Source organism: Sphingomonas sorbitolis (assembly GCF_036663875.1).
GTDB lineage: Bacteria > Pseudomonadota > Alphaproteobacteria > Sphingomonadales > Sphingomonadaceae > Sphingomonas.
This window is the reverse complement of the sequence record NZ_JAXOJS010000006.1, coordinates 37,867-61,626: the sequence shown is the minus strand read 5'-3', so window position 1 is coordinate 61,626 and position 23,760 is coordinate 37,867. Positions and strand designations below refer to the sequence as shown.

The 23,760-nt window shown below is 60.3% G+C and carries 19 protein-coding genes and 1 pseudogene; 15 read left to right on the top strand and 5 right to left on the bottom strand.

Annotated elements, in window-relative coordinates:
- The first annotated feature begins 1 nt into the window (after position 1).
- From paoC (U1763_RS17980) to U1763_RS17940, 9 genes are all read left to right on the top strand, one after another.
- Positions 2–2,206 carry an aldehyde oxidoreductase molybdenum-binding subunit PaoC gene (paoC, locus tag U1763_RS17980; protein ID WP_332756311.1) on the top strand — a complete coding sequence of 735 codons (2,205 nt, stop codon included), beginning with the start codon at positions 2–4 and terminating at the stop codon, positions 2,204–2,206.
- A gap of 35 nt (positions 2,207–2,241) precedes the next feature.
- Positions 2,242–2,850 (top strand): cysteine hydrolase family protein, encoded by a 609-nt coding sequence (locus U1763_RS17975; RefSeq protein ID WP_332756310.1) that lies wholly within the window; start codon positions 2,242–2,244, stop codon positions 2,848–2,850.
- On the top strand, positions 2,847–5,057 hold the full coding sequence (paoC, locus tag U1763_RS17970; protein WP_332756309.1) for an aldehyde oxidoreductase molybdenum-binding subunit PaoC: 2,211 nt from the start codon (positions 2,847–2,849) through the stop codon (positions 5,055–5,057). Before U1763_RS17975 ends, paoC (U1763_RS17970) begins: the two co-directional genes overlap by 4 nt.
- 435 nt (positions 5,058–5,492) lie before the next feature.
- The gene (locus tag U1763_RS17965) at positions 5,493–5,876 is read left to right on the top strand and encodes a cyclophilin-like fold protein (protein WP_332756308.1); all 384 of its coding nucleotides are present in this window, start codon (positions 5,493–5,495) and stop codon (positions 5,874–5,876) included.
- Between the two features lie 114 nt (positions 5,877–5,990).
- Positions 5,991–6,899, top strand: coding sequence for a LysR family transcriptional regulator (locus tag U1763_RS17960; RefSeq protein WP_332756307.1), 909 nt, complete (start codon positions 5,991–5,993; stop codon positions 6,897–6,899).
- 99 nt (positions 6,900–6,998) lie between these two features.
- Positions 6,999–8,273, top strand: coding sequence for a Bcr/CflA family multidrug efflux MFS transporter (locus U1763_RS17955; RefSeq protein WP_332756306.1), 1,275 nt, complete (start codon positions 6,999–7,001; stop codon positions 8,271–8,273).
- Positions 8,274–8,421: 148 nt separating this feature from the next.
- Positions 8,422–8,916, top strand: a complete 495-nt coding sequence (locus U1763_RS17950; protein WP_332756305.1) for a Ros/MucR family transcriptional regulator — start codon at positions 8,422–8,424, stop codon at positions 8,914–8,916.
- Positions 8,917–9,604: 688 nt separating this feature from the next.
- Positions 9,605–10,126 carry a hypothetical protein gene (locus tag U1763_RS17945; protein WP_332756304.1) on the top strand — a complete coding sequence of 174 codons (522 nt, stop codon included), beginning with the start codon at positions 9,605–9,607 and terminating at the stop codon, positions 10,124–10,126.
- A gap of 60 nt (positions 10,127–10,186) precedes the next feature.
- On the top strand, positions 10,187–11,395 hold the full coding sequence (locus U1763_RS17940; RefSeq protein ID WP_332756303.1) for an MFS transporter: 1,209 nt from the start codon (positions 10,187–10,189) through the stop codon (positions 11,393–11,395).
- A gap of 197 nt (positions 11,396–11,592) precedes the next feature.
- Here U1763_RS17940 and U1763_RS17935 read toward each other — a convergent pair whose 3' ends face one another.
- From U1763_RS17935 to U1763_RS17915, 5 genes and pseudogenes are all read right to left on the bottom strand, one after another.
- Positions 11,593–14,373: a TonB-dependent receptor domain-containing protein gene (locus U1763_RS17935; RefSeq protein ID WP_332756302.1), complete on the bottom strand. Its 2,781-nt coding sequence runs from the start codon at positions 14,371–14,373 to the stop codon at positions 11,593–11,595.
- Between the two features lie 709 nt (positions 14,374–15,082).
- Positions 15,083–15,855, bottom strand: a pseudogene (locus U1763_RS17930) (branched-chain amino acid aminotransferase); the annotation flags it as partial.
- Between the two features lie 206 nt (positions 15,856–16,061).
- Positions 16,062–16,421 carry a RidA family protein gene (locus U1763_RS17925; RefSeq protein ID WP_332756301.1) on the bottom strand — a complete coding sequence of 120 codons (360 nt, stop codon included), beginning with the start codon at positions 16,419–16,421 and terminating at the stop codon, positions 16,062–16,064.
- Positions 16,422–16,597: 176 nt separating this feature from the next.
- The gene (locus U1763_RS17920; RefSeq protein WP_332756300.1) at positions 16,598–17,239 is read right to left on the bottom strand and encodes a YitT family protein; all 642 of its coding nucleotides are present in this window, start codon (positions 17,237–17,239) and stop codon (positions 16,598–16,600) included.
- A 247-nt stretch (positions 17,240–17,486) separates the two neighbouring features.
- Positions 17,487–18,401, bottom strand: coding sequence for a LysR substrate-binding domain-containing protein (locus tag U1763_RS17915; protein WP_332756299.1), 915 nt, complete (start codon positions 18,399–18,401; stop codon positions 17,487–17,489).
- A 91-nt stretch (positions 18,402–18,492) separates the two neighbouring features.
- Here U1763_RS17915 and U1763_RS17910 point away from each other — a divergent pair, with 91 nt between their 5' ends.
- The 6 genes from U1763_RS17910 (at position 18,493) to U1763_RS17885 (ending at position 23,411) form a co-directional block, all read left to right on the top strand.
- A complete protein-coding gene (locus U1763_RS17910; protein WP_332756298.1) occupies positions 18,493–19,608 on the top strand; it encodes an NAD(P)/FAD-dependent oxidoreductase in 1,116 nt (371 codons plus the stop codon).
- Entirely contained in the window at positions 19,589–19,885 is a 297-nt protein-coding gene (locus U1763_RS17905) for a (2Fe-2S)-binding protein (RefSeq protein ID WP_332756297.1), read from the top strand. The genes U1763_RS17910 and U1763_RS17905 overlap by 20 nt, the downstream gene beginning before the upstream one ends.
- Positions 19,777–21,294, top strand: a complete 1,518-nt coding sequence (locus U1763_RS17900; protein WP_332756296.1) for an FAD-dependent oxidoreductase — start codon at positions 19,777–19,779, stop codon at positions 21,292–21,294. The genes U1763_RS17905 and U1763_RS17900 overlap by 109 nt, the downstream gene beginning before the upstream one ends.
- A complete protein-coding gene (locus U1763_RS17895) occupies positions 21,291–22,574 on the top strand; it encodes an MFS transporter (protein WP_332756295.1) in 1,284 nt (427 codons plus the stop codon). Before U1763_RS17900 ends, U1763_RS17895 begins: the two co-directional genes overlap by 4 nt.
- A 251-nt stretch (positions 22,575–22,825) precedes the next feature.
- A complete protein-coding gene (locus tag U1763_RS17890) occupies positions 22,826–23,008 on the top strand; it encodes a hypothetical protein (RefSeq protein ID WP_332756294.1) in 183 nt (60 codons plus the stop codon).
- A 256-nt stretch (positions 23,009–23,264) separates the two neighbouring features.
- Complete coding sequence (locus U1763_RS17885; RefSeq protein ID WP_332756293.1) at positions 23,265–23,411, top strand: hypothetical protein; 147 nt, start codon at positions 23,265–23,267, stop codon at positions 23,409–23,411.
- Positions 23,412–23,760 lie beyond the last annotated feature (349 nt).

Sequence of the window (23,760 nt, the reverse complement as noted above, 5' to 3'; positions counted from 1 at the left end):
CATGAAGTTCGAAACCCCCGCCGGCACTAACCCGGTCGACCGCCTGAAGGTCGTTGGTCATGCCCGTAGCCGCATTGACGGCCCGCTGAAGACGACGGGGCTCGCCCCCTATGCCTATGAGCATCACGAACTCGAGAACGTCGCCTACGGCTATGTCGTGGGGGCAGCGGTCGCGAAGGGCCGGATCAATACGATCGATACCTCGGCCGCGAAGGCGGCACCCGGTGTGCTCGCGGTCGTGACCGCGTCGGATGCCGGCACGCTCGGCAAGGGCAATTTCAATACGGTAAAGCTGCTCGCCGGACCAAAGGTCGATCATTACCATCAGGCGGTCGCGGTCGTCGTTGCCGAGACATTCGAACAGGCGCGCTTCGCTTCCGGGCTTGTTCGTGTCGACTACGCACGGGCCAGCGGCCGGTTCGATCTCGACGCCGCGCTGAAGACCGCACCGCTCACCGATGCGGACAAGCCCGGCAAGGGCGAAGACCGCGTCGGCACGTTCGAAGCGGCCTTCGCCTCCGCTCCGGTTAAGCTCGACGCCGAATACACCACGCCCGATCACAGCCATGCGATGATGGAACCGTTCGCCTCGATCGCCGCATGGAACGGCGACGCGCTGACGGTGTGGACGTCGAACCAGATGATCGACTGGGGCCGCTCCGATCTGGCGAAGACATTGGGTATCCCCAAGGACAAGATCACCTTCCAGTCGCCCTATGTCGGCGGCGGTTTCGGCGGCAAGCTGTTCCTGCGGAGCGACGCGGTGCTGGCCGCGCTCGGTGCGAAAGCGGCCGGTCGGCCGGTCAAGCTCGCGATGAGCCGGCCGTTCATGGCCAACAACACCACCCACCGGCCCGCTACCCGCCAGCGGATCCGCATTGGCGCGGCGAAGGACGGCACGATCACCGCGATCGCGCATCAGAGTGGATCGGGCGATCAGCCGAACGGCAGTCCGGAAGCCGCCGTCCTGCAGACAAACCTGCTGTACGCCGGCGCGAACCGACTGACGTCGATGCGGCTCGCGGTGCTTGACCTGCCTGAGGGCAATGCGATGCGTGCGCCGGGTGAAGCGCCTGGCTTGATGGCGCTCGAAGTCGCGATGGACGAAATGGCGGAGAAGCTCGGGATGGATCCGATCGCCTTCCGCGTAAAGAACGACACGCAGGTCGATCCGAAGGACCCCAAGCGCCGCTTCTCGCAGCGGCAGCTTGTCCGCTGCCTGACCGAAGGCGCGCAGCAGTTTGGCTGGTCGCAGCGCAATGCCGTGCCGGGACAGGTTCGCGACGGTCGCTGGCTGGTCGGGATGGGCGTCGCCGCTGCCTTCCGCAACCATATGAACATGGCGTCGGGCGCGCGCGTCCGGCTGGGTACGAACGGCGTTGTCACGGTCGAGACCGACATGACCGACATCGGCACTGGCAGCTATACGATCATCGCGCAGACAGCCGCTGAGATGATGGGCGTGCCGGTCGACGCGGTCGTCGTGAAGCTCGGCAGTTCCGCCTTCCCGGTGTCCGCCGGGTCGGGCGGCCAATTCGGTGCGGCGAACGCGACCGCCGGTGTCTATGCCGCGTGCGTCAAGCTGCGCGAGGCGGTGGCCCAGCGGCTTGGTTACAATTCGGCCGAGGCGGTGTTCGACGGCGGCAAGGTCACCAGCGGCAACCGCTCCGCGGCGCTACGTCAGGCGGCGTCTGCCGGCGAATTGGTCGCCGAGGACAAGATCGAGTACGGCGATCTCGACAAGAGTTGGCAGCTGTCTACCTTCGGCGCGCATTTCGTCGAGGTCGGCGTCGATGCCTATACCGGCGCCACCCGCCTGCGACGCATGCTCGCAGTCTGTGCAGCCGGGCGGATCATCAATCCCACGACAGCGCGCAGCCAGGTGATCGGCGCGATGACGATGGGCGTTGGCAGCGCGCTGATGGAGGAACTGGCGGTCGACAAACGCTTCGGCTTTTTCGTCAACCACGATCTGGCCAGCTACGAGGTGCCGGTCCATGCCGACATTCCGCATCAGGACGTGATCTTCCTCGAGGAGACCGACGACAAGGCCAATCCGATGAAGGCCAAGGGCGTCGGCGAACTCGGACTGTGCGGCGTCGGTGCGGCCGTCGCCAACGCGGTCTACAACGCCACCGGCGTGCGCATCCGCGATTACCCGCTGACCCTCGACAAACATCTCGACCGGCTGCCGGCAGTGGCGTGAGCCATGACGGAACGGGGCGAATGGGAGAATGAACGATGACACCCGAAAAGACCGCCCTGTTGCTGATCGAGTATCAGAACGACTTCGTGAATGAAGGCGGCGTCCAGCATGACGCGGTGAAGGCCGTGATGGCCGACACCGACATGCTGGCGCACAGCCGCGCCGTCGCAGAGCAGGCGCGTGCACGCGGCGTGACCGTGATGCACGCGCCGATCAGCTTCGCCGAAGGCTATCCCGAGCTACGGGCAAAGGCGTACGGCATCCTCGCCGGCATCCGGCAGGCGCAGGCGTTCCGCAAAAATAGCTGGGGCGCGGAGATCGCCGATGCGATGGCACCGGTCGATGGCGACATCGTCGTCGAGGGCAAGCGCGGGCTCGATTGCTTCGCCAGCACCAACATCGACTTCATCCTGCGCCAGCGGAGTATCACCGATCTCGCCATCGCCGGCTTCCTCACCAATTGCTGCGTCGAATCGACCATGCGCTCGGCCTATGAGCGCGGGTTTCGCGTCGTCACGCTAACCGACTGCACAGCGACGCTCAGTCCAGAGGAACAGGATGCTGCGGTGACGAAGAACTTCCCGATGTTCTCTCGGCCCATGACCCACGACCTGTTCCTGGCCGAACTGGAGACCCCGGAATGAAATTCGACACGCCGGCAGGCATCTCACCGATCGATCGCTTGGCCGTCGTCGGGCGCGCCCATCTCCGCGTCGAGGGCAAGCTGAAGACGACTGGTACCGCTCGCTATGCCGCTGAGTATCACGACGTCGCACCCGGTGCCGCCTATGGCTACATTCTCGGGGCGGCGATCGGCAAAGGGCGGATCGACCGGATCGACACTGCCGCGGCGCAAGCCGCGCCCGGAGTCCATACGATTGTCACCCACGAAAATGCGGGCCCGATCGGCAGGGGTGAGTTCTACGTTCAGCGTATCCTCGCCGGTCCGATGGTCGATCATTACCATCAGGCCGTGGCCGTTGTCGTCGCCGACACGTTCGAACAGGCGCGTGCCGCGGCCTCGCTTATCCGCGTGACCTACGCCCGGGAGAAAGGTCGCTTTGACCTTCTGGGCCAAAAGCCATCTACCCCGATCGCGCCGAAGGAGGCCTTCGGTGGCCCGACGGCGGTCTCGGTCGGCAGCTTTGCCGCCGCCTTTGCCAGCGCTCCTGTAAAGATCGACGAGACCTATACCGTACCGGACCAGGCGCATGCCATGATGGAGCCTCACGCAACTATCGCCCGCTGGGACGGCGACCAACTCACCTGCTGGACGGCTATTCAGCAGATGAACTGGGGTCGCCGTGATCTGGGTCTCATCATCGGCACGCCAAAGGAGAACATTCGGCTGCATTCCGCCTTCATCGGCGGCGGGTTCGGCGGCAAGGGCACGGTACACAGCGATCTTGCACTTGCCGCTATCGCAGCGCGCATATCCGGGCGCCCGGTCAAGCTCGTCCTCCAGCGTGCGCTAATGTTTAATAATACGATTCATCGGCCCAAGACCATTCAACGAGTGCGACTGGGTGCGGCAACCGATGGCCGGATCATTGCAATCGGGCATGACAGCTGGTCGGGCAACCTGCCGGGCGGTCGGACCGAGCCTGCGACGTTGCCAAGCCGCCTCATGTACGCGGGCGAGCACCGCTTGATGCGCCGCTATCTCGCGACGCTCGATCTGGCAGAGGGCAACGCCATGCGTGCGCCGGGCGAGGCGCCGGGCATGATGGCGCTGGAAGTCGCCATGGATGAGCTTGCTGAAAAGCTTGGCCTGGACCCGGTGGCGTTGCGTATTGCCAACGACACCCAGGTCGACCCGGAAAAGCCCGACCGCCGCTTCTCCACCCGGCCGTTCGTGCAGTGCCTGCGTGAAGGTGCGCAACGGTTCGGTTGGGACGCGCGGACTGCAAAACCCGCCAGCCGGCGCGAGGGACGATGGCTCATCGGCATGGGAATGGCGAGCGCGATACGCGGCGCGCCGATCTCCAAAGCCGCCGCGCGCGTGCGCCTGCACAGGGACGGGCGCGTGACGGTCGAAACCGACATGACCGACATTGGCACCGGCAGTTACACGATCGTGGCGCAGACTGCCGCTGAAATGCTGGGCGTCCCGCTCGATCGCGTGACCGCCAAGCTAGGTGATTCAGCTTTCCCGGAAACACCGGGATCGGGCGGTCAGCAAGGAGCCGCTTCTGCGACGGCGGGCGTTTACGCAGCCTGTGTGAAGCTACGCGATCTGGTCGCGCAACGCATGGGCTACAACACTACCGACGTGACGTTTGCGGACGGGCGGGTCAGTTCTGCCGGCCGCTCAGTGCCGCTTGCCGAGGCAGCAAAGGATGGTGAAATCGTAGCCGAAGATTCGATGGAATATGGCGACCTGAACGAACGCTACGCGCAGCAGACCGTGGGCGCCCATTTCGCCGAGGTGGGCGTCGACGCGTATACGGGCACCGTCCGAGTGCGCCGCATGCTTGCGGTCTGCGGCGCCGGCCGGATCCTCAATCCCACCACCGCGCGCAGCCAGGTAATCGGAGGCATGACGATGGGCATAGGCGCAGCGCTGATGGAAGAGATGGCGGTGGACACGCGCTTCGGTTTCTTCGTCAATCACGACCTGGCTGGCTATGAAGTGCCGGTACATGCCGACGTGCCGCATCTCGAAGCGCATTTTATCGACGAGGTCGATGCCACGATGTCACCGCTGAAGGCGAAGGGGGTCGGCGAGCTGGGGCTGTCGGGTGTGGCGCCGGCGATCGCCAACGCGGTGTACAACGCGACCGGCGTGCGGGTCCGCGATTATCCGCTAACGCTCGAAAAGCATCTTGCGGGTCTACCGGAGCCCGCATGAGTGGTGTCCTCGCTTTCCTTCCGAGCCTCCCTGGCGGGACGCTGGTGGTGTTTTTGATGCTTACCCTCGTGGCCGCATCGGTTGAGCTCGTACGCTTGCGGCGAACAACCTTGCCTCAACACCGCCTGCGGACCGTAAACTTCCGACGACCCCTCCCGGACAACCGGTGACGCTTTTTGGCGGGTCACAGGATGCTGATGGACCGGTTCTCGTGTCGGACAACGAGCCTCGGTTCGTGGGCGTTCGGGATGGCGACGCGGGCTTGGCGGTTTCGCAAGACGTGAGTGTGTCGGTCGAATGACAGGGCGCGCTCGGCGAACCTATGCCGTTCTCTGTTCGCTTGTCGTCCTAATGGGATGCCGCGAACTCTTCGCGATCGCAGCGACAGGCAGCGAGAATAGACTGAACCCGTCCGGTACCCCGAAGGTAGGAACAATGACGACGATCGAAATCGATGGTGGCGCTAACCGATGGATTGCGCAGATCGAGGATAATCCATCGGCACGCGATTTTCTGGCGCAGCTGCCGCTCGAGCTCAAACTCGACGATTACGCGGGAACGGAGAAGGTCGCGACGCTGCCGCGCAAGCTGACGCGGGACGCAGCGCCTGTGGCGGCTATGCCGCGCGCTGGCGATTTTGCCTATTACGCGCCTTGGGGCAATCTGGCGCTCTTCTACCGGGACGGCCATCATTCGCCTGGCCTCATTATCCTCGGTCGCTTTCTAGGTCCCGTCGCAGGCCTGGCCACGCCGGGTTCGATCAGCGTGACGATCAGGCGGAGCGGAGCTGATCGGCGGGATTTGAAGCCGACGGGCTAATCAACTGAAGCCATCAACGCGTCAGGTGTGGGCTTTGTACGAACCGGTGCCTCGGGTTCCATAGCGAGCGCGGCGTGTCAGTTACGGGCTTCGCAGTAAATTGCAGGATTTCAAATGCCAACCAGCCGCTCCGATCTTGCCGATCTGACCTACTTTCTTGCGATCGCTCGACATCGCAGCTTCAGGCTCGCGGGCCTGGAACTGGGCGTCAGCGCCTCGGCACTTAGCCATGCGCTGAAGGGACTAGAGGCCCGCCTCGGCGTTCGCCTCCTACATCGCACTAACCGGAGCGTGACGCTTACTGCCGCGGGCGAGGAACTGCGAGACAAGGTGACGGAGCCTTTTCAGACCATCGCCAATGCCGTGGAGGATCTCAACCGTTACCGCGATGCACCGACCGGCCGTGTTCGCCTTAACGTCGCCGCCGAAGCGGCATCGCTGCTCCTGGCACCTGTGATGCCAACCTTCATCGAGCGCTACCCCGACATCGAGATCGATATTGCGGCACGCGACCGGATGACCGACGTGATCGACGACGGCTTCGACGCCGGTATTCGTTACGGCGGCACAGTTCCTGAAGACATGGTAGCCCAGCGCTTGTCGGCCGAGCTTCGCTGGGTCGTTGTGGCATCGCCAGCGTATCTGGCCAGGTTCGGCACACCGCAGCATCCATCGGAATTGGACCAGCATCATTGTCTCGGTGTGAGGCTCGGCAACGATCACATCTATCGTTGGGAGTTCGAGGGACCGAACGGCGAGTTCTCTATACCGGTTCAGAGCAAGATCCTCGTGAACGGGGGACGGGCGATGTTGGCCATGGCGCTTGCAGGCACCGGCCTGATGTACGGAATGGAGCCGACCTTTGCGCCACACGTCGCGCGCGGCGAGCTACGATTGGTGCTGGAAGACTGGGCCACGATGGGCGCCGCATACCATGTCTACTACTCCAGTCGACGGCAGGTGCCGACCGGACTCAAGGTGATGATCGAACTGATCCGAGAGCTCCGTCCTTTGGGCCTGTAGGCAGTAACTGTATTGCCCCCGACTACGATGAGCGCTGCTTCACGCCGCAATGAACGTTTCGTCGGTCGCAAGCTTGTCCATCGCCCTTAGATTACCTTCATGCCTGTTACAGCATTACCTACCGAAGCGGGCACCAAGCCTTCCTTTCGCAAGATCGTCGTGATCCTCAGCGCGCTGCTCGCGTTCGCCTCGATCTCTACCGATATCTACCTACCCGCGATGCCGACGCTTGGTCACTTGCTCGGCGGTAGCGAAGGCAGCGTCGAGTTGACGCTGTCGAGCTTCCTGATCGGCTTCAGTCTGGGACAGCTTTTCTGGGGGCCGATTGGCGACCGGTACGGCCGCCGTACGCCGATCCTGTTCGGGCTCACCTTGTTCATGATCGGTTCGGCCGGGTGCGCCCTAGCCGGGAGCGTCGAGCAGTTGATCATCTGGCGGATCATTCAGGCTGCCGGGGCATGTGCGGGCCCGGTTCTCGCGCGCGCCATGGCACGGGACCTCTATGGCCGCGACCGGGCAGCGCAACTTTTGTCCACGCTGATGCTGGTCATGGGAATTGCGCCTTTGCTCGGCCCTCTCGTAGGCGGGCAGGTGCTGCTCGTTGGATCATGGCGTCTGATATTCTGGCTGCTCGTAATTGTAGGGATCGCCATCTTCGGCGCAGCACTGCTGCTCCCCGAAAGCCTGCCGCGCGAAAGGCGATCAAACATCGGCGTACGAACGATCCTCTCAAACTACTGGATGATGGTCAAAAGCCGAAAGGTGATGGGGTATGCGGCGGCAAGCGGATGCTACTATGGAGGCATCTACGCGTATCTCGCCGGAACGCCGGCCGCCTACATCAACTATTATCACGTGGCCCCACAGACCTACGGTTTTCTGTTTGGACTGGGCATTGTCGGGCAGATGCTGCTGAACCTGCTCAACACGCGCCTCGTCGTCCGGGCGGGCAGCGACCAGATGTTGCGATGGGGCGCTGCACTGGTCGGCGTTTCGGCGCTTTGGACTGGAATGGCCGCCACGACCGGCATGGGTGGCCTGTGGGGGCTGGTGGTACCCCTGTTCTTTTTCCTTTCCGCCAACGGCTTGTTCGTCGCTAACGCAATGGCGGGCGCACTGGCGGTCAACCCCGATTGCGCAGGAGCAACATCGGCTTTTGTCGGCGCGCTCCAATTTGGCAGCGGCATCGTCGGCTCAGCCCTTGTGGGCTGGTTTGCAGACGGTACGCCGGGACCGATGGGCCTCATTATTGCGGCGCTTGGGACGGCAAGCTTTATCATCACGTTCTTCGCGACGGGACGGCATCCCAAAAATGTTGGTGCGGTCATCAATGGTGAACCGACGCCACGGCCGCACCAATCTGCCCATGGTTAATTTTCGACCGTGCAAGCGCCCAAGGTCCTCAATCGCAAACGTCGATAAGTGAAGTTGAAATTGTTTGCCTATGCGTCAAGCGCCTTTGTCTTGAAAATGGTCCGCTTCGGATATACCCGTTCAGGCCCCATAATATATCGAGATCCTAATGAGCGATGAGATCAGTGCAGTCGAATTGGCAGCCGAACTGACTGCGGCGTGGTTGGCAAATCCCAACACGCGAACCAATACGGATGACGTCCCTGCGTTTCTGGTTTCCATGCATGCCGCAGTCGTACAGTTAACCGGTGCAGCGGCTCCTACTCAAGCAGACGAGCCCGCTCAAACATATGAGCCGGCGGTCACTGCCCGTAAGTCGCTTGCTTCGCCAGACCACATTATTTCTATGATCGATGGCAAGCCGTACAAAACACTACGCCGCCATCTTTCTACCAATGGGCTGACCCCGGAGGACTATCGCGCGCGCTATAATCTTAAGGCGGACTATCCGATGGTAGCTCCATCCTATTCGGAAGCGCGCCGCACCATGGCCAAGTCGATCGGCTTGGGGCGGAAGCCCGGTGAGACCGTCGCAAAGACCGCTGAGGAAGCCCCTAAGGCTGTGCGTAAGCCTCGTACTGCCAAACCAGTTGAAGAGGCCTGAAAGCCACCCGGGGGGAAGCAAGCCTCCTCCCGGTGCCGTGCGGTGTCCCTTGATCGCGGTCCATTCGAGGGACAGGCAGATACGCCTCAATCTGCCATACCCGTAGATGACAGGGCCTGCCCATCAGCGCTGATACCCACATTCGGCTCGCCGCTTTTGCAAATTTGATGAGGGGCGACGCATCGAAGAGGATCAGGCTATATCCGCGATATCAGCGCGCCTGCTTTAGGAACTCTGTGAAGCGATCTGCGCTCTCACGTAGCGCTTCCCCGTCGGGGCCGTCGAAGGCGGGGGGCGGTACGCGAAGGTTCAGCCGACCAAGATCATCCAGGATTTAAGCATAATCCAGCCCGGTACGCTCCTTCGTCTCTTTGGCGGAGCTGCGCCCTAAGGCATAAACGCGCAATGCGTCGTCGATCGTCATGGTGCGACCCTTCTCACCTAGCCAACAATGCCGACGTCTAATGAGAATCTATAATGAGAACATATTTTGAGAAAGCGAAATCTGGCCCGGCTGTTATCTGTGCCCGCCCAGGATAATTCATTGATGAGATCGCTAATCACGTTCCTTATCGGGAATGGGTGTTGATATACGATCTGCCCATCTCGACCAATTCATGCGCCAGACCTACTGTGTCGCACAGAGATACAAGGGGGAATGGCCGTGGGGGCATGGGGCGCGCTAATCATGAGCTTCTTCGGAGCGGTGTTCGCTTCGTTGACGCTATACTGGCAATGGCATCTGTCCGGAGTCGCTCTGGCCGTGCCCTTTTTTGGGTTCGTCCTTATTGGGCTTGCCGCGAGGTATGTTATCCGTTTACCCGGTGAAGGAATAAAGCCGTCACCGAAAGAAGAACGGGCTATCAAGTGGAGCACCATAGGTGAAGGTGTTGGGCTTTTCATTGCATCCAATATTGTCATCAATCTGCATCGGCCCGCCCTTCTTTTGCCATCGATGGCGCTAGTCGTAGGCCTGCATTTCTTGCCGATCGCTTTCGCCGCTGGCTTCCGTCTCTTCTATGCTCTTGGCGCGGCTCTGATTATTGCAGCGATCGCCGGCTTCATCATTGGGGCTCCTATGGGTGGCGCGGTCGCCGGGTTCGTGGCTGCTAGCGCACTCTGGCTTGCGTCGGGCATGGCAGTCCGTCGCGATTGGTTGGCAAAAGGGAGGGAAGGCAGTCACGGCCTGATCGTATCCCAGTCGGTATAGCTCGCCGCTTTCGCTCAGCTGCCCTGCTCGGATAACGACGCCATCAATAGGGGAGCGCTGGTGGAGATACGGCTTAGAAAGGGTTGGGGCTGGCTGCTGCTGGTCACGCTTACCCTCTCGACCATCGGCGACGAAATTTCGTTGATAACCTTGATGTTTCGAACGGCCGGAAATCGCATACCGTTCGCTGTCCCGATGCTGCTCGTCGCGCAACTACTACCGGGCCTGCTAGCGACGCCCTTGATCGGACGGTTGGTCGACTCTCGCGACGCGGGCAAGCTGCTGGTTGCGACGGCTCTGGCCGATGCCGCCATCATCGCATGGATGGCGTGGCATCCCGATCTTGCCTCCACCATCACCGGTGCCAGTATCCTTAGCGTCCTGTTCGCAATCGGGGGCACCGCCAGCTTCGCCCTCATCCCGGTCCTGGGGGCCGAGCTAGGCATGACGCTGCCACGGGCGAATGCAGCGTTAGAGTTCGTAAGAAGCGCGGGGATGCTTGCCGGACCTGTCGTGGGCGGTGCGTTGGTGGCGTGGGGCGGAACCGGCAATGCGCTGCTGATCGATGCGGCGAGCTTCGCGCTGTTAGCGGCTGTTGTGTTCGGAAGTGGTTTGCGCCGGCCGGTCACGACTTATGACGATAATCAACATCGGACACTCCTATCCGAATATCTGCCCGTCCTCCGAGATCGCCGCATCACCATCATGGTCGGCGCGCTAACCTTGGGGGTTTATGCGACCGCCATTGCCGACGTCGCCTTTGTTTTTCTCGTTACGGTCTCTCTGGCGTCGGGACCAACTGCGTTCGGGCTGCTGACCGCTTGTTGGGCGGGAGGGATGATGGCGGGGGCCGTCGCCTCCGGGACGATGGCCATGCGACAGCCGGCTTCGTTCGCGTTTGGCTCGGTGACCATCATGGGCGCTACGATGCTCGCGATCGGCATCGGCATTACGACGATGATCGGCAGCCTTGTTTTCGTAGGGATCGCCTTCGTCATCGGCGGTGCCGCTAATAGTGCCCACAATGTAGCGGTGCGGACGATGCTACAACGTGAAGCGCCTTCTGGCGCACACGGCAAGGTCGCCGCGATCTACAGCGCTGCGACGAGCAGCGCCGGCATTCTGGGCTATATGACAGGAGGGCTATTCGCCCCAAACGGGGCGATCCATGCTTACATACTTGGAGGAGCGCTCGGTGTGGTGGCTGGCTTGGTGGGATGGCTACTGTTCACCTCGATTAAGGCCCAAGCAATGCCACCGTCAGCCTAACGGCCTTCTCAATAGCTATTTGGGAAGAGTTTCGGCAACGGTTCTTCATTCTCTTTTCTCGATTGATTCCGAGAACGCTAATCCCTTCTCGCCTGCCGTTCCCAATCGAGAACTCCGGATCGGCTGCATCTCAGAAATCACCCACTGCAGGCTGGACGAAGCAAAGTCTTCCATCCAGCCGTGGTGCGTTACGCTCGTCAGAAACCGAACCGGACACCGGCTCGGAAGGTGCGACCGAGAACATCATATAGAAGCGGATTTACGCTAAGCGGAGCAGCACCGATCGACGGACCAAACGCCACCTGTGCAGGATCCTTGTTCGCGATGTTGTCAACTACCAGGAAGGCCTGCGTGCCCTTAAGCAGCTTGATCGTAATATTTGCGTCAAAGTATGTCGCGCCTGGAAGATTATTGTCGTTGATAGTCATGTTGGCAGGGGTCGAAACCGGGCAACCGGACGTGCACTCGACGTACGACGTGTTGTAGACGCCTGCGCTGAACCCACGCGCGGTTAGTGTGAGCGCGACCGGATCATGATCATACCCGATGCTCGCGAGATACTTCCATTTCGGCAGCGAGTTGCGAAGCGTGCCGTTGGTCCCGTTGGTGCCCACCGTGTCGGTAGCCGGGGTGATGCCGTCATTCGTGTAGTTCTTAAGGAACCTCGTGGCGAGCCCGCGGATGCTAATGCTGCCACCCAAAAGAGAACGACGATAGCTTGCCTCGATGTCGAGGCCGCGGGAAATCTGCTTGGCCACGTTGACTGGCAGCACTGCAACCGTGTCGATCTGGAACAGCCCGTTGATTTGCGTCCCGGTAGTCGCGCGGGTGATCTGTGAACAGAATGCGGTGTTGCCCTGTTGGCACAAGCTGACGACGGACGCCGCATTCAGGGAGGTGATAGCGTCCTTGATCTTGATATCGTAATAGTCGACCGATGCCGCGAAGCCAGGAAGCAGACGGGGCTGGACGACGACGCCAACACCCAGGCTATCGGCCTTCTCCGGCTCAAGGTTCTGGTTTCCGGACGTCACTTGGAAGGTGGTCGCGGCAGTGTTGTTGCGAAACGGATCTACGAGCGACGTTGTAGCGGTAGTACCCGCCTGGAACAGCTCGGCCAGATTTGGCGCGCGGATATCGCGCGACCGAGTGGCGCGGAATGTGATGTCCTCGATCGGCGACCAAGTCACGCCGGCCTTCCATGTCGTCACATAGCCCGACGTGCTGTAGTTCGTCGCCCGCACCGCGCCGTTCAGATCCAAGGTCTGGAGGAACGGCATGTCCTTGGCGAGCGGCACGACTGCCTCGAGAAAGCCTTCCGTGACGCTATACTCCCCAGTACTGGCGAGAAAGTTGCCCGCGAAGTAAGGCGGTGCTGCTTTTGCCGCCAGCGCTGCCGAGCGCAGCGGATCGTTGCTGCCCGAAACCTGCTCCGTCCGACGCTCGGCGCCCGCCGCAATCGAGACCGGTCCTGCCCAGGTGGAGAAAGGATCGCCACGCAAGGTGCCGGCCATAACGTTCTGAGTAAGCTTCGTGCGCCCGTAGGTTGTACCCAGTACGTAATCCCGCGCAGCCTGCGAGACCACTCCGGTGCCGAAGACGTTTAGCGGTACGCAGCCGTTGGTCGGGTTGGTAAGCGTGGAACGGCAGACGATAGCGCCGTTGGCATTGCGGACTGCATCAATGGCATTGGCGTAGTTCGCCGCTATGGTCAGCCGGGCGTCGGTGTAGATACGGTTGACGGTGCGCTGGCTGTAAACGTCCCAGTTCCACTTTGATCCGCCCATGTCGAAGTCGCCGCGAGCTCCGATCACGCCACGGGCCGACTGACGCTCGGAAGTCGCCACTATTGGTCCGAGATCTTGGTTCAACGTTCCAAACGAGAAGCTGGACGTGACGCGCGAAGCGATGCTGGCGGGAATGAAGGCGTTGTCTGGACGGATCGTGATGTTGCCGAAGTTGAACTGGTCCAGCGTGTTCACGCGCGTGGTGGCGCGGTTGTACGCCCCCTGCACGAAGACTTCGACGCGATCGGTCACGTCGTAGCCGAGCCGCCCGAATGCGCCTTGTCGATGCAGCTCGGGATCGAGATCTCCGCTCAGTCCAAAATCGGCGTAGCGGGCATCGCCACCGACCGTGATGTTGCCGCTGGTTACAGAGCCGTAGTTGAACTGCGTCGGAACCCCACCGGGACCGAAGTAGGTACCGCGAAGCGGACCCGAGGTGATGATCCCTCCAGGCGTTGCTGTAGCGAAGCCGGCATTGGCCGCGACGAGAAGCTGGGGCACGGTGTTGTTGGTCGTCGCGTTGTAAGCTGGGTTCACGAAGAGCTTGCTGTAATTGTACCAGTCGCGATCGCCAACGCTGCGGATGCCATCGTTTGACGAAATTTCGCCGTTCAACAGGAGGTGGCCCCGGCCCTCTGCGAACTTGGTGCCGAACGTCAGCTGGACGTTGTAGTTGCGGTCGTCGCCGTACGTAGTGACTCCGCCCTGCACCTGACCTTTGATGCCAACGTAATCCTTGTCGAGGACGAAGTTGACTACGCCTGCCACTGCGTCCGAGCCCCAATCCGCCGAGGCACCGCCAGTGACCACGTCGACGCGCTTCACCAGCGCCTGCGGAATGGTGTTGATATCAACCAGTCCGGTCAGCGTTGACGCTGCAACGCGCTGGCCATCGAGTAGGATCAGCGTGCGGTTTGCACCTAGGTTGCGGAGGTTCAACGCGTTGATGCCGACCACGCCAGCGCTGACCGAGCCGACGTTCGCCCGGGGTGTAGTGCTGCCGGACAATGCGGGCAGCTCATTGACGAAGTCCGCGAGGTTCGCTGGCGCCTTTGCAGCAATCTGTTCTGCGCCGAGAACTGAAGTTGGCGTCGGTGCTTTGTAGCCGTCACGCACGACGCGGGTTCCAGTCACCACGATGTCGCCGCCACCTGAAGCTTCTGCCTGGGGCTGATTAGACCCATCTGCCATTTGCGCTTCTCCGGCCTCTGCTGGAGCGCCCTGCGCGGCGCTAGAGCTCGGGGGAGCGGCACCTCCGGCTGCAGGCCCGGCGGTGACGGGTTCTCCCGTCGCAGGAGTGCTGGCCGGGGGACTTTCAGGCTGGCTCTGCTGCGGTGCTACCTGAGCGTTTGCGATGCTTGGGAGGCCGAGAGCAACGATCGTTGCAAAAGCCGCTCCGCACAGAAGTCCTGCGCGAACTCGCACTCGGCAATTTACCGCTTCGACCATCAATTATCTCCCTTTAAGGGCCTTAAAGCCCGTCCCATTTGCATGATGTTGCGAACTGGGAGGCATTTCTGTCAAAGTCGAAAATAAGAGCTTAGTATTCTAGATCGTTATGGTTTGTTGGTCGGCAGAGGCTCCTGGACGCGCCTTATTCTTCCCGAGGCTGCTATCCTGGCGATGAATCACATTTGGTCTAAATCCGCGGCGGCAGGGCACATTTGTAGAAGCTGACGACGCCGAGACTGCGGCCTCAATCGAGACGAACGGTCCACCCCCAAGTGTCGGGCGCGGTCCCTTGCTGCAGTGCAAGCAGTTCGTTTCGCAGACTCACGGTGAGAGGGCCGGCCTTGCCGTCGCCGATCGTGAAGTCGCCCGTTCGGCCACGCACGATTCCAACGCTTGCAACTGCAGCGGCGGTACCACAGGCGAACGCCTCAGTAAGAGCGCCTGAAGCCGCATCTAATCGCCATTCTTCCAGGGAATACGGTCGTTCTTCAACGACGATTCCTCGGTGCCTAGCGAGATCTATAATGGACTCGCGCGTAATACCTGGCAGTATAGTTCCGCTTAGAGGGGTGTCAGCAGTCGCCCATCGTTCATGACAAAAAAGACGTTCATGCCGCCAAGCTCCTCCACCCAGCGTCGTTCGGCGCTGTCGAGGAAAACGACTTGGTCGCAACCGTGCTTCTTGGCTTCAGCCTGCGCGAGGAGGCTGGCGGCGTAGTTTCCACCGCACTTTGCGGCTCCGGTTCCGCCGCGAAGGGCACGGGCGTACTCCTCAGTGACCCAAAGCGAAATCGCTTTATCGCCACCTGCAAAGTAAGGTCCGACCGGACACGCGATGACACAGAAGATGTACTCTGCGGCGGGGCGCACGCCGAGGAATGCCTCGCTCGCGAACATGAATGGTCGCAGGTAGAGGCTGCCGGTACCCTCCGGGACCCAGGCGCGATCGACGTCGACCAACGTGGCAACCGCAGAGGTGAAGAGGTTCGTTGGCACCACCGGCATAGCCATGCGGGTGGCGGAATCCGCGAAGCGGGATGCGTTGCGGTCGGGTCGAAACAAGGCCACTCCACCCTCATTGGTGCGGTAGGCCTTCATGCCTTCGAAAATCTCCTGTGCATAATGGAGGGCGGCACAGGCGGGGTGGATGGAGAATGGTTCGCGTGGCCCGACCTGTGCATTTTGCCAGCCGCTACCGTCCCTCCATCGGGCAGTGAACATGTGATCGGTGAAGACCGTGCCGAACCGAGGCTCGGTCATGAGTAGGCGGCGATACTCAGGTGGATATGGAGCATAACTGCGGAAGATGCTGATTGGCTGCTCAATACTGGTCATCGGCGTTCCGGCTTGGTTGGGATCCGCTCCCGGGCATTCCGCGGCGACCCGAAGGTTATGGGTAAGAAGGCGAGGTAATTCGACCGAAGGAGCTAGACCGGCATTGCTGCGGTCACGATGATCTCTACTAGGACGTCGGGCGCGCCCATCTCACATTGCGCGGTCGCTCGCGCCGGCGCCACATGAAAGCCGATCCGGGTGTCCCAGACCTCGTTGAAGCCTACAAAGTCGCGGCTGATATCTTTAAGCCAGATTTGCGCGGTCAAAAGATGATCCATGTCCGTCCCGGCTTCCAGCAGCACCTTCTCAAGCTTTGTTAGAGCTTCAGCAGTTTGCCCTTCGATCCCCTGCGTCCTGTCGGATGCGGCCTGTCCGCCGACATACAACACACGATTATGCATCACTGCACGGCCGCGTCGTGCGTTCGTGACCAGTCGAACGATATCCGTCATTTCATCTCTCCTTTTGCTGAGAGGCAGCTATGCGGTCATAAGTACAACGTCCAAGAACGATCCCCACGGCGTTTATTCTGAAAGGTTATGATCGGAGCCCGTTGATCTCGACTCATAATGCTAAGGCCGGCATTCTGAGGCGCGGAGTCGCTGATGGCTGACCCGTGAAAAAAGGATCAGGTGACGGCGTAGCGCCCCGGACGATGATAGATGACGACGAGGAGGCTCTGCGCGAAGGCGCTTAACGCCGAATAACCCAAAGATCTGACATCGATCACGACAATCGATGCCGCCACCACCATCATGTCGACCGTCATTTGAACGAGACCGGCGCTCCAGCCGCGCCGCTCCTGGAGATAGAGTGCAAGAATGCTAATGCCTCCGACGCTAGCGCGGTGGCGAGCGAGCGACAGCATGCCCATCCCTATCAACGATCCGCCAAACAGTGCGGCAAAGGCAGGCTCCACGCTCAATAGGCGCAGCCAGCCCGGCATCGCCGCAGCGAACGCCGCGAGAGCGATCATCGTTGCGAAGGACTTCATCGTGAACGTCCACCCCATTCTCTGGCGGGCCAGAAGGAAGAACGGAACGTTGAGCACGACGAAGAGCACCCCGACTTGGATGCCGGTACGGTACGAGAGGATCAGGGCCATGCCAGCGACGCCGCCCGTCACCAATCCGGCAGCCTTAAGCATCACAAGTCCGAACGCGGCCAAACTAGAGCCGAGGGCGAGTGCATGGAGATCTTCCGCTGGTGAATGCGGAGGTGGACCATCGCGACTATCGACGATCGATGATGACGCCCCATTCGCCTTCATATCAGCAGCAAGACCCAGCCTAATAGTCGGCTCTGCGCAGACGCAAACGTCACGCGATGTTTCCTTTAGCACGACTGCTCCGATCCAGACTGAAGAGCAATTGTCGCCTATCGATCGACTACCCTCATGTCCAAGACGGATGGTCGAGCAATGTATTCACCCTAGTTATACGTGCGACGTAGGGTACAGATCCACTACCCTCCGCTCCAATGATCTCGTTGGCGCGGATCGACGAGCATGCCAATGATTAGATATCAAGCATCAAGCGCGAGATCCGCTCCGCCGCGTCTCGAAGTTCCTGCGCGAAGGAATCTACGAGCTTGGCGTTTCTGCTATCGGTGCTTCTGCAAAGTTGGAAGTTGTACATGATCTCGTGGGAAAATCGCCTGACCGTCAGTCGATCCTCCAAGCCGCTTACCGTAAGGGGGTGAACGAGCGAGATGCCGAGACCCTCCGCAACGAAGCCGCAGACCATTGATGCCGTGTTGGCGACGAGAACGATCGATGGCTCCAAGTCTAGAGCTTCGAACATCGCCCCGACTCTGTTGCCCAAATAAGTGTCCGAGGACAGCGCGACGAACGGAACGCCTTCAAGATGTCGCGGCTCAATCAGTGACAGCTTTGCGAGCGGGTGGTCCAGCGGCATCACGCAGACGAGCGCGTGCTCCATAAGTGGTTCAAGAGTAACGTAGGGGTTGGCGTAGCCAGCACCGACCAAGCCTGCATCTAGGCGGCGGGCAATTAACCAGTCCACAATGTACTGCGAGCCGAGCGACTGCACCGAGCAGAACACATTGGGTCGCGCCTTCAGAAACCCGGCGGTCACCCGGTGGATAAACGTGTTTGCCAATGCGGGCAGTACGCCAACAGCGAGGCGGCCCTGTTCTTCGCGCCTGATGACCTCAACGGCATTCTCAACCTGTCTCACACCGGAGAAGATGCGACCCACCTCATCGTATAACCGCATGCCGTTCTCGGTCGGCGCGAGCCGGCCCTTGATCCGGTCGAAGAGTCTTAACCCGGTGTCCATCTCAAGATTTGCAATCATCTTGCTCATGGCTGGCTGCGAGACGTTCGACATCACCGCGGCGCGGCTAATCGTGCCGTTCTCGATAACGGCTTTAAAGGCTTCGATTTGGCGCAGGTTGACGTGTCGGGGCAATCCATAACCTCTCGGAATGCGCCAAGCGCTTTTTCGACTTGGACGGGATGGAGCATACGCACCTAGCGTACCGTCATACAAGAGGAGCGTTATGGATCCCGAGGTCGTTGTAATTGGTGCAGGAACCGTTGGTGCGGCGATCGGCTATGGTCTTGCCAGCCGCGGTGTTCGCACGCTCGTTCTTGACGGCGACGACGGCGACTTCCGCGCCGCGAACGCGAACTTTGGTCTTGTTTGGCTGCAGGGAAAGGGCATGGACATGCCCGCCTATCAGCGGCTGACGCGCAGTTCTGTCGATGACTGGGACGCGTTCGGAGAGGAGTTGGCGGACGTCACCGGAATCGGTCTGCAGTATGAGAACAGCGGTGGGCTAATGATCTGCCTTGGTGAGGAGGAGTTCGAGCAGCGTAAGGCTATGCTTTGGCGTCTTCATAATCAGATTGGCGGCGAACCCGACTTCGAGATGCTCGACAGGGCCTCCCTGGCACGCCTTCTGCCAAAGGTGGAACTTGGTCCCGAGGTCACCGGTGCCGGTTTCGGCCGTCGGGATGGACATACCAACCCGCTACGGCTGCTCGCGGCCCTGCATGCAGGCATTCTGCGCAAAGGCGGATCGCTGCGAGGCGGATGCCGCGTTCAGAAGATCCAAGCCGACGGAGCCGGTTTTTCACTCGACACGGGCAGCGAACGGATCCGCACATCCCGGATCGTCATCGCGGCAGGACTGGGTACAAAGGAGTTGGCCGCGCAAGTTGGTCTCGCCGTTCCCGTGCGTCCGCAGCGCGGCCAGATTCTTGTCACCGAGCGCGTAGAACCCTTCCTGCCGTTGCCAATGAGCGGTCTGCGACAGACCCGGGAAGGCACTGTTATGATCGGCGCCACACAGGACGAATCCGGCTTTGATAACTCCACGACGACCGAAGCCGCTACCGTTCTCAGCTCACGCGCTGTGCGCCGCATCCCGGCGCTCGCAGAGGCGCGACTAGTTCGCCAGTGGGCGGGCCTTCGCATTCTGACACCCGACGGCCACCCGATTTACGCTGAGTCGCAGACGCATCCCGGCGCGTTCGTTGCGATTTGCCATTCCGGAGTGACGCTGGCTGCAGCGCATGCGTCCACCCTCGCGGATGCAATTGTAGCAGGCGCGTTGCCTTCCTCGCTTGAAGATTTCCACCATAGGCGTTTCGATGTTCCGCAAGCTGCATGAGCCACCCGCCGAAAGGCTGACGATAGAGATCGACGGCATTGTTGTTGATGCCGAACCCGGAGAGACGGTTGCGGCCGTCCTGCTGCGCCAGCACGAGGACTGGTGTCGGCTGTCGCCCGTCTCCGGATCGCCGCGTGCGCCTTACTGCATGATGGGCGTGTGCTTCGAATGCCTGGCAGTTGTCGATGGAGCACCGTCAGTACAGACCTGTCTGTGTACGGTTCAGGATGGTATGCGCGTCACTCGGCAGCGCGGCCGGCCGAGGATCGGCTCTTGAGTGCGGTTGACCTGTTGATCGCTGGTGCGGGACCCGCCGGAATGTCGGCTGCAATCACGGCGCGGCGACACGGACTATCCGTCATGGTTATCGATGACCAGGCCGGGCCCGGCGGTCAAATATGGCGATCGATCGAGAACTCCGAGCGCCGGCATGAAATTCTAGGACCGTCCTACGTGGAGGGTCGCGCGGTTGCGGAGACCTTCCGCGCTTCCGGCGTCGTCTACCGACCGGGTGCGCAACTTTGGCAGATTGAGGCCGGATTCAAGGTCTTTGTGAGCCAAGAAGGGAAAGCTGAAGTAATCAGGGCGGGGGCCGTGATCCTCGCCACCGGTGCGCAAGAGCGACCGGTACCGTTCCCCGGCTGGACCCTACCAGGGGTTTTGACCGTGGGGGCTGCGCAGATCCTTCTGAAGAACGCTGGGCAGATCCCATCCGGGCCAACCTGGATTGCAGGCAGCGGACCGCTACCGCTCCTTTACGCCACGCAGTTGCTCCGTGCGGGAGGCACGCTGGAAGGTTATCTTGACACAACGCCGCCCGGACGTTGGAAAAATGCGATGCGGCATTTGCCTGGCGCACTCCGTGCGTCAGGCGACCTGTTAAAGGGCGTAGGCTGGATGGCATCCCTCCGCCGAAGCACTACGCGCGTAATCAGCGGTGTCTCCGACATTGCTGCACTTGGAACTACGCATGTTGAGGGCCTCCGCTACCGGACTGGGAATGGTGCCGAACGCGAAGTCGCGACGAGCACTCTCCTTATCCATGAGGGTGTCGTTCCGAACGTGCACGCGGCTATGTCACTCGGCTGCGTAACCGAGTGGAACGAGGCTCAGGACTGCTTCGTGCCGGTCCTTGACGCTTGGGGTGAGACCTCGATGCCTAGTTTGTTCGTTGCCGGTGATGGCGCCGGTATCGCGGGCGCGAGGGCGGCGCAGTGCCGAGGCGAGCTTTCTGCATTGAGGGTCGCGGCGCAGCTTTTTCGTCTGCCGATTGCCCAAGCCGAGCGCGATGCACAATCGATCAGGAAGCGCTTGGCACGCGAACTTGCCCCGCGCCCCTTCCTAGATGCCATGTTCAAGCCGCGTCCACAGGTCTTCGAGCCGGCGGATGACGCCATCATCTGCCGCTGCGAAGAGATCACAGCAGGGCAAATCCGAACTCTTGCCCTGGTAGGGCGGCCAGGGCCAAACCAGATCAAGGCGGCAACGCGCACCGGTATGGGCCCCTGTCAGGGAAGGCAGTGCGCCTATACCGTCACCCGTCTACTCGCCACAGCGCAAGGGCGGACACCAGCAGATGTAGGCTTCAACCGAATACGCCCTCCGCTGAAACCTGTCACGCTAGGCGAGTTAGCATCACTAGACCGTGGCAAAGCTTGTGCGTCGCTCGATAAGGGTAAGGCATGATGCACCAAGTGACACAGCAGCAAGCGGGACGGTCTCGCTGGAAAGCGCGTCACACAGTATTGTCGGTCCTGTTCGTTACCTGGTTAGTTGCGTTTATGGATCGCACGGTCATGTCCGTGGCAATCCCTTACATCGCTGCCGATTTTAAGCTTACTCCTTGGCAAAGCGGTCTCGTAATGAGCGCTTTCTTCGCAAGCTACTCAATCTCGCAGATACCCGGGGGTATGTTGGCGGACATCTTTGGAGTGCGGCGGGTTGCGACGGTCGCCATGCTCTGGTGGTCGGCTTTCACAGCAGTAACGGGTGCGGCAGGCAACTTTGGGCAGATGGTAGCCGTCAGGGCAATCTTCGGGCTCGGGGAGGGTGTCTATCCTGCGTGCGTGTTTAAAACGATAGCCGTATGGTTTCCGAAACGGGAGCGCGCTACCGCGAACGCGATCAAGATGGCAGCGGGTCCGCTCGGCGCAGCGCTCAGCCCGCTGTTCGTAGTTGGCGTGATGGCCACATGGGGGTGGCGGCACGTCTTTTACTTGCTGTTCATCCCTGGCATCGTCGCTACAATTCTTTTCTGGATTTTCGTAACCGACAAACCGTCGGAAAGTGCTAGAGTTTCCGCTGAGGAACTGGCCGAGATCGAAGAAGGGGATCATATTTTGGTCACCACTTCTGAACCAAAGCCTTCATTAAGAAGCGTTATTTCGGAACCTAATGTACTGAAGTACTTTTTCGCACTGTTCGCCTTCGATATCGCATATTGGGGTTTCACAAGTTGGCTTCCAACCTATCTCGTTAAGGCACGTCATTTTTCGATGACTGAGATGGGCGTTGCGGCATCGGTACCGTTCTTCGCGGGCACGATTGGTTCGGTACTCGGAGGCTGGATTTCAGATAGACTTTTTCTGAACAGCAGAAAGACGCCGATTGTCATAATGCAACTGCTCTCGGCACTTCTGCTTTTCCTGTCGTACCAAGCTCAGTCCACTATTGTATTGGTGATATGCCAGGCGCTAGCGGGCTTCTGTCTGAGCTTCTTTTTTTCGTGTTTCTGGGCTCTACCTATGACCACAATATCGAAAGAACGCATGGGCGTCGCGAGCGGCTTTATTAATACGGCAGGCCAGATTGCGGCATTCATATCCCCAGTCACTATCGGGTATCTCGTAACCATATCAGACGGGGGTTTTGGGCTTACCTTCGGCCTTCTGATCGTATCTCTGCTAGCCTCGTGCGCTGTCGTGCTGACAATCCCGGGGCGTTCGGCGAGCGCTACAGCACTTTAGTTTCTCGCAATGGCCGCCAAGGACGGATTTCGAGAAGCCGCTAGCATTCTCAAAACTCGATCCCTTTTGAGAAGATTTGTGTGACGTGGCTAGGTCCTGTGACCGCTACAGCGGCAAACGCGTTAAGGGCACTGAGCCAAAGGCCGAGGGCCAAGCTAAGGTGGCCGAAATAATGCGGCGGTAAGGGCACCACTCGAGATTGCGTGCGTTTGACTACCTAACCGTAGGCATTGTTTCGAAAGAGTTTACATATGACAAAGTCCCTTGTGCGGTTCACCATTGAACCAAGCTCCGACGCTTACCTTCTGCTTATCGAGGACGATGCCGGCGAGACGGTAGAGCTGGCAGCTACGCTAGAGCAGCTAGATCTTATTGGTGAGGCCATCGATCAGCTTTTGGAGCAGGACGACGCGGAGACATCCGACAGCGAATAATCGCCGTTCCTACGGATACATGACGGCAAAAACTGTGTGGTATTCAATGACGCAACCGATCCCCATCGTACGGAAGCCGAGACCTTTATCGCCCAAGTGAACACGCTTTGGCGCTCTATGACGGCATCGGCCTGCGGAAGGTTGAGCCCAACACCAACTTCTACCGCCGACATGGTCGGCGTGGGATAGCACTCAATCCAGGGTCCGTCGATTAATCCGTATTCCCTCTATCCGTACAGAAAGTAATGGACTCCACATGGCTAAGCCTTATCGTTCTCGTATTGATTCTCGTAACCATTTGCGAGAGGTGAACGCCGCCAAGCGCGATCGTCCTCAGGGCACTGGTATTGCGAAGGTTCTTGCTGACGCCAAGGATACAGCGAAAGCAATGCTTGGCTTCTAGCCTTCATATACCGCCATTATCGTGCGGACACAGGCTGACATATTCTCTCTAATGACGTTGTTAGCAATGCCAACGCGATCGCTTGTCAGAATCGCGAACCTGCGCTAGCCGCACCGTCAACAACGTGGGGAGTCTGACCTACGTATTGTCGGCTAACGGCCTTCGCTGGTATGGTTGCTTGACCCGGTTCTCTGCGTTCGCCTGTGCCAAACGCTCGGTCATTTCACCCTGACTTGCCATCGCGTCCCAAGCCTCTGCTGACCGCATATGACGTTCTCGGACACGGGGTAGCGTGGACCGCTCCGCCTCCGATCGTTCGTGTGCGGCAGCGTTACGGTATGACTCGGTT

Excerpts from the sequence above, each read along its gene's own strand:
- paoC (WP_332756311.1), top strand. The coding sequence starts at position 2 with ATGAAGTTCGAAACCCCCGCCGGCACTAACCCGGTCGACCGCCTGAAG.
- U1763_RS17975 (WP_332756310.1), top strand. The coding sequence starts at position 2,242 with ATGACACCCGAAAAGACCGCCCTGTTGCTGATCGAGTATCAGAACGAC.
- paoC (WP_332756309.1), top strand. The coding sequence starts at position 2,847 with ATGAAATTCGACACGCCGGCAGGCATCTCACCGATCGATCGCTTGGCC.
- U1763_RS17965 (WP_332756308.1), top strand. The coding sequence starts at position 5,493 with ATGACGACGATCGAAATCGATGGTGGCGCTAACCGATGGATTGCGCAG.
- U1763_RS17960 (WP_332756307.1), top strand. The coding sequence starts at position 5,991 with ATGCCAACCAGCCGCTCCGATCTTGCCGATCTGACCTACTTTCTTGCG.
- U1763_RS17955 (WP_332756306.1), top strand. The coding sequence starts at position 6,999 with ATGCCTGTTACAGCATTACCTACCGAAGCGGGCACCAAGCCTTCCTTT.
- U1763_RS17950 (WP_332756305.1), top strand. The coding sequence starts at position 8,422 with ATGAGCGATGAGATCAGTGCAGTCGAATTGGCAGCCGAACTGACTGCG.
- U1763_RS17945 (WP_332756304.1), top strand. The coding sequence starts at position 9,605 with ATGAGCTTCTTCGGAGCGGTGTTCGCTTCGTTGACGCTATACTGGCAA.
- U1763_RS17935 (WP_332756302.1), bottom strand. The coding sequence starts at position 14,373 with ATGGCAGATGGGTCTAATCAGCCCCAGGCAGAAGCTTCAGGTGGCGGC.
- U1763_RS17925 (WP_332756301.1), bottom strand. The coding sequence starts at position 16,421 with ATGACGGATATCGTTCGACTGGTCACGAACGCACGACGCGGCCGTGCA.
- U1763_RS17920 (WP_332756300.1), bottom strand. The coding sequence starts at position 17,239 with ATGAAGGCGAATGGGGCGTCATCATCGATCGTCGATAGTCGCGATGGT.
- U1763_RS17910 (WP_332756298.1), top strand. The coding sequence starts at position 18,493 with ATGGATCCCGAGGTCGTTGTAATTGGTGCAGGAACCGTTGGTGCGGCG.
- U1763_RS17905 (WP_332756297.1), top strand. The coding sequence starts at position 19,589 with ATGTTCCGCAAGCTGCATGAGCCACCCGCCGAAAGGCTGACGATAGAG.
- U1763_RS17900 (WP_332756296.1), top strand. The coding sequence starts at position 19,777 with ATGCCTGGCAGTTGTCGATGGAGCACCGTCAGTACAGACCTGTCTGTG.
- U1763_RS17895 (WP_332756295.1), top strand. The coding sequence starts at position 21,291 with ATGATGCACCAAGTGACACAGCAGCAAGCGGGACGGTCTCGCTGGAAA.
- U1763_RS17890 (WP_332756294.1), top strand. The coding sequence starts at position 22,826 with ATGACAAAGTCCCTTGTGCGGTTCACCATTGAACCAAGCTCCGACGCT.
- U1763_RS17885 (WP_332756293.1), top strand. The coding sequence starts at position 23,265 with ATGGCTAAGCCTTATCGTTCTCGTATTGATTCTCGTAACCATTTGCGA.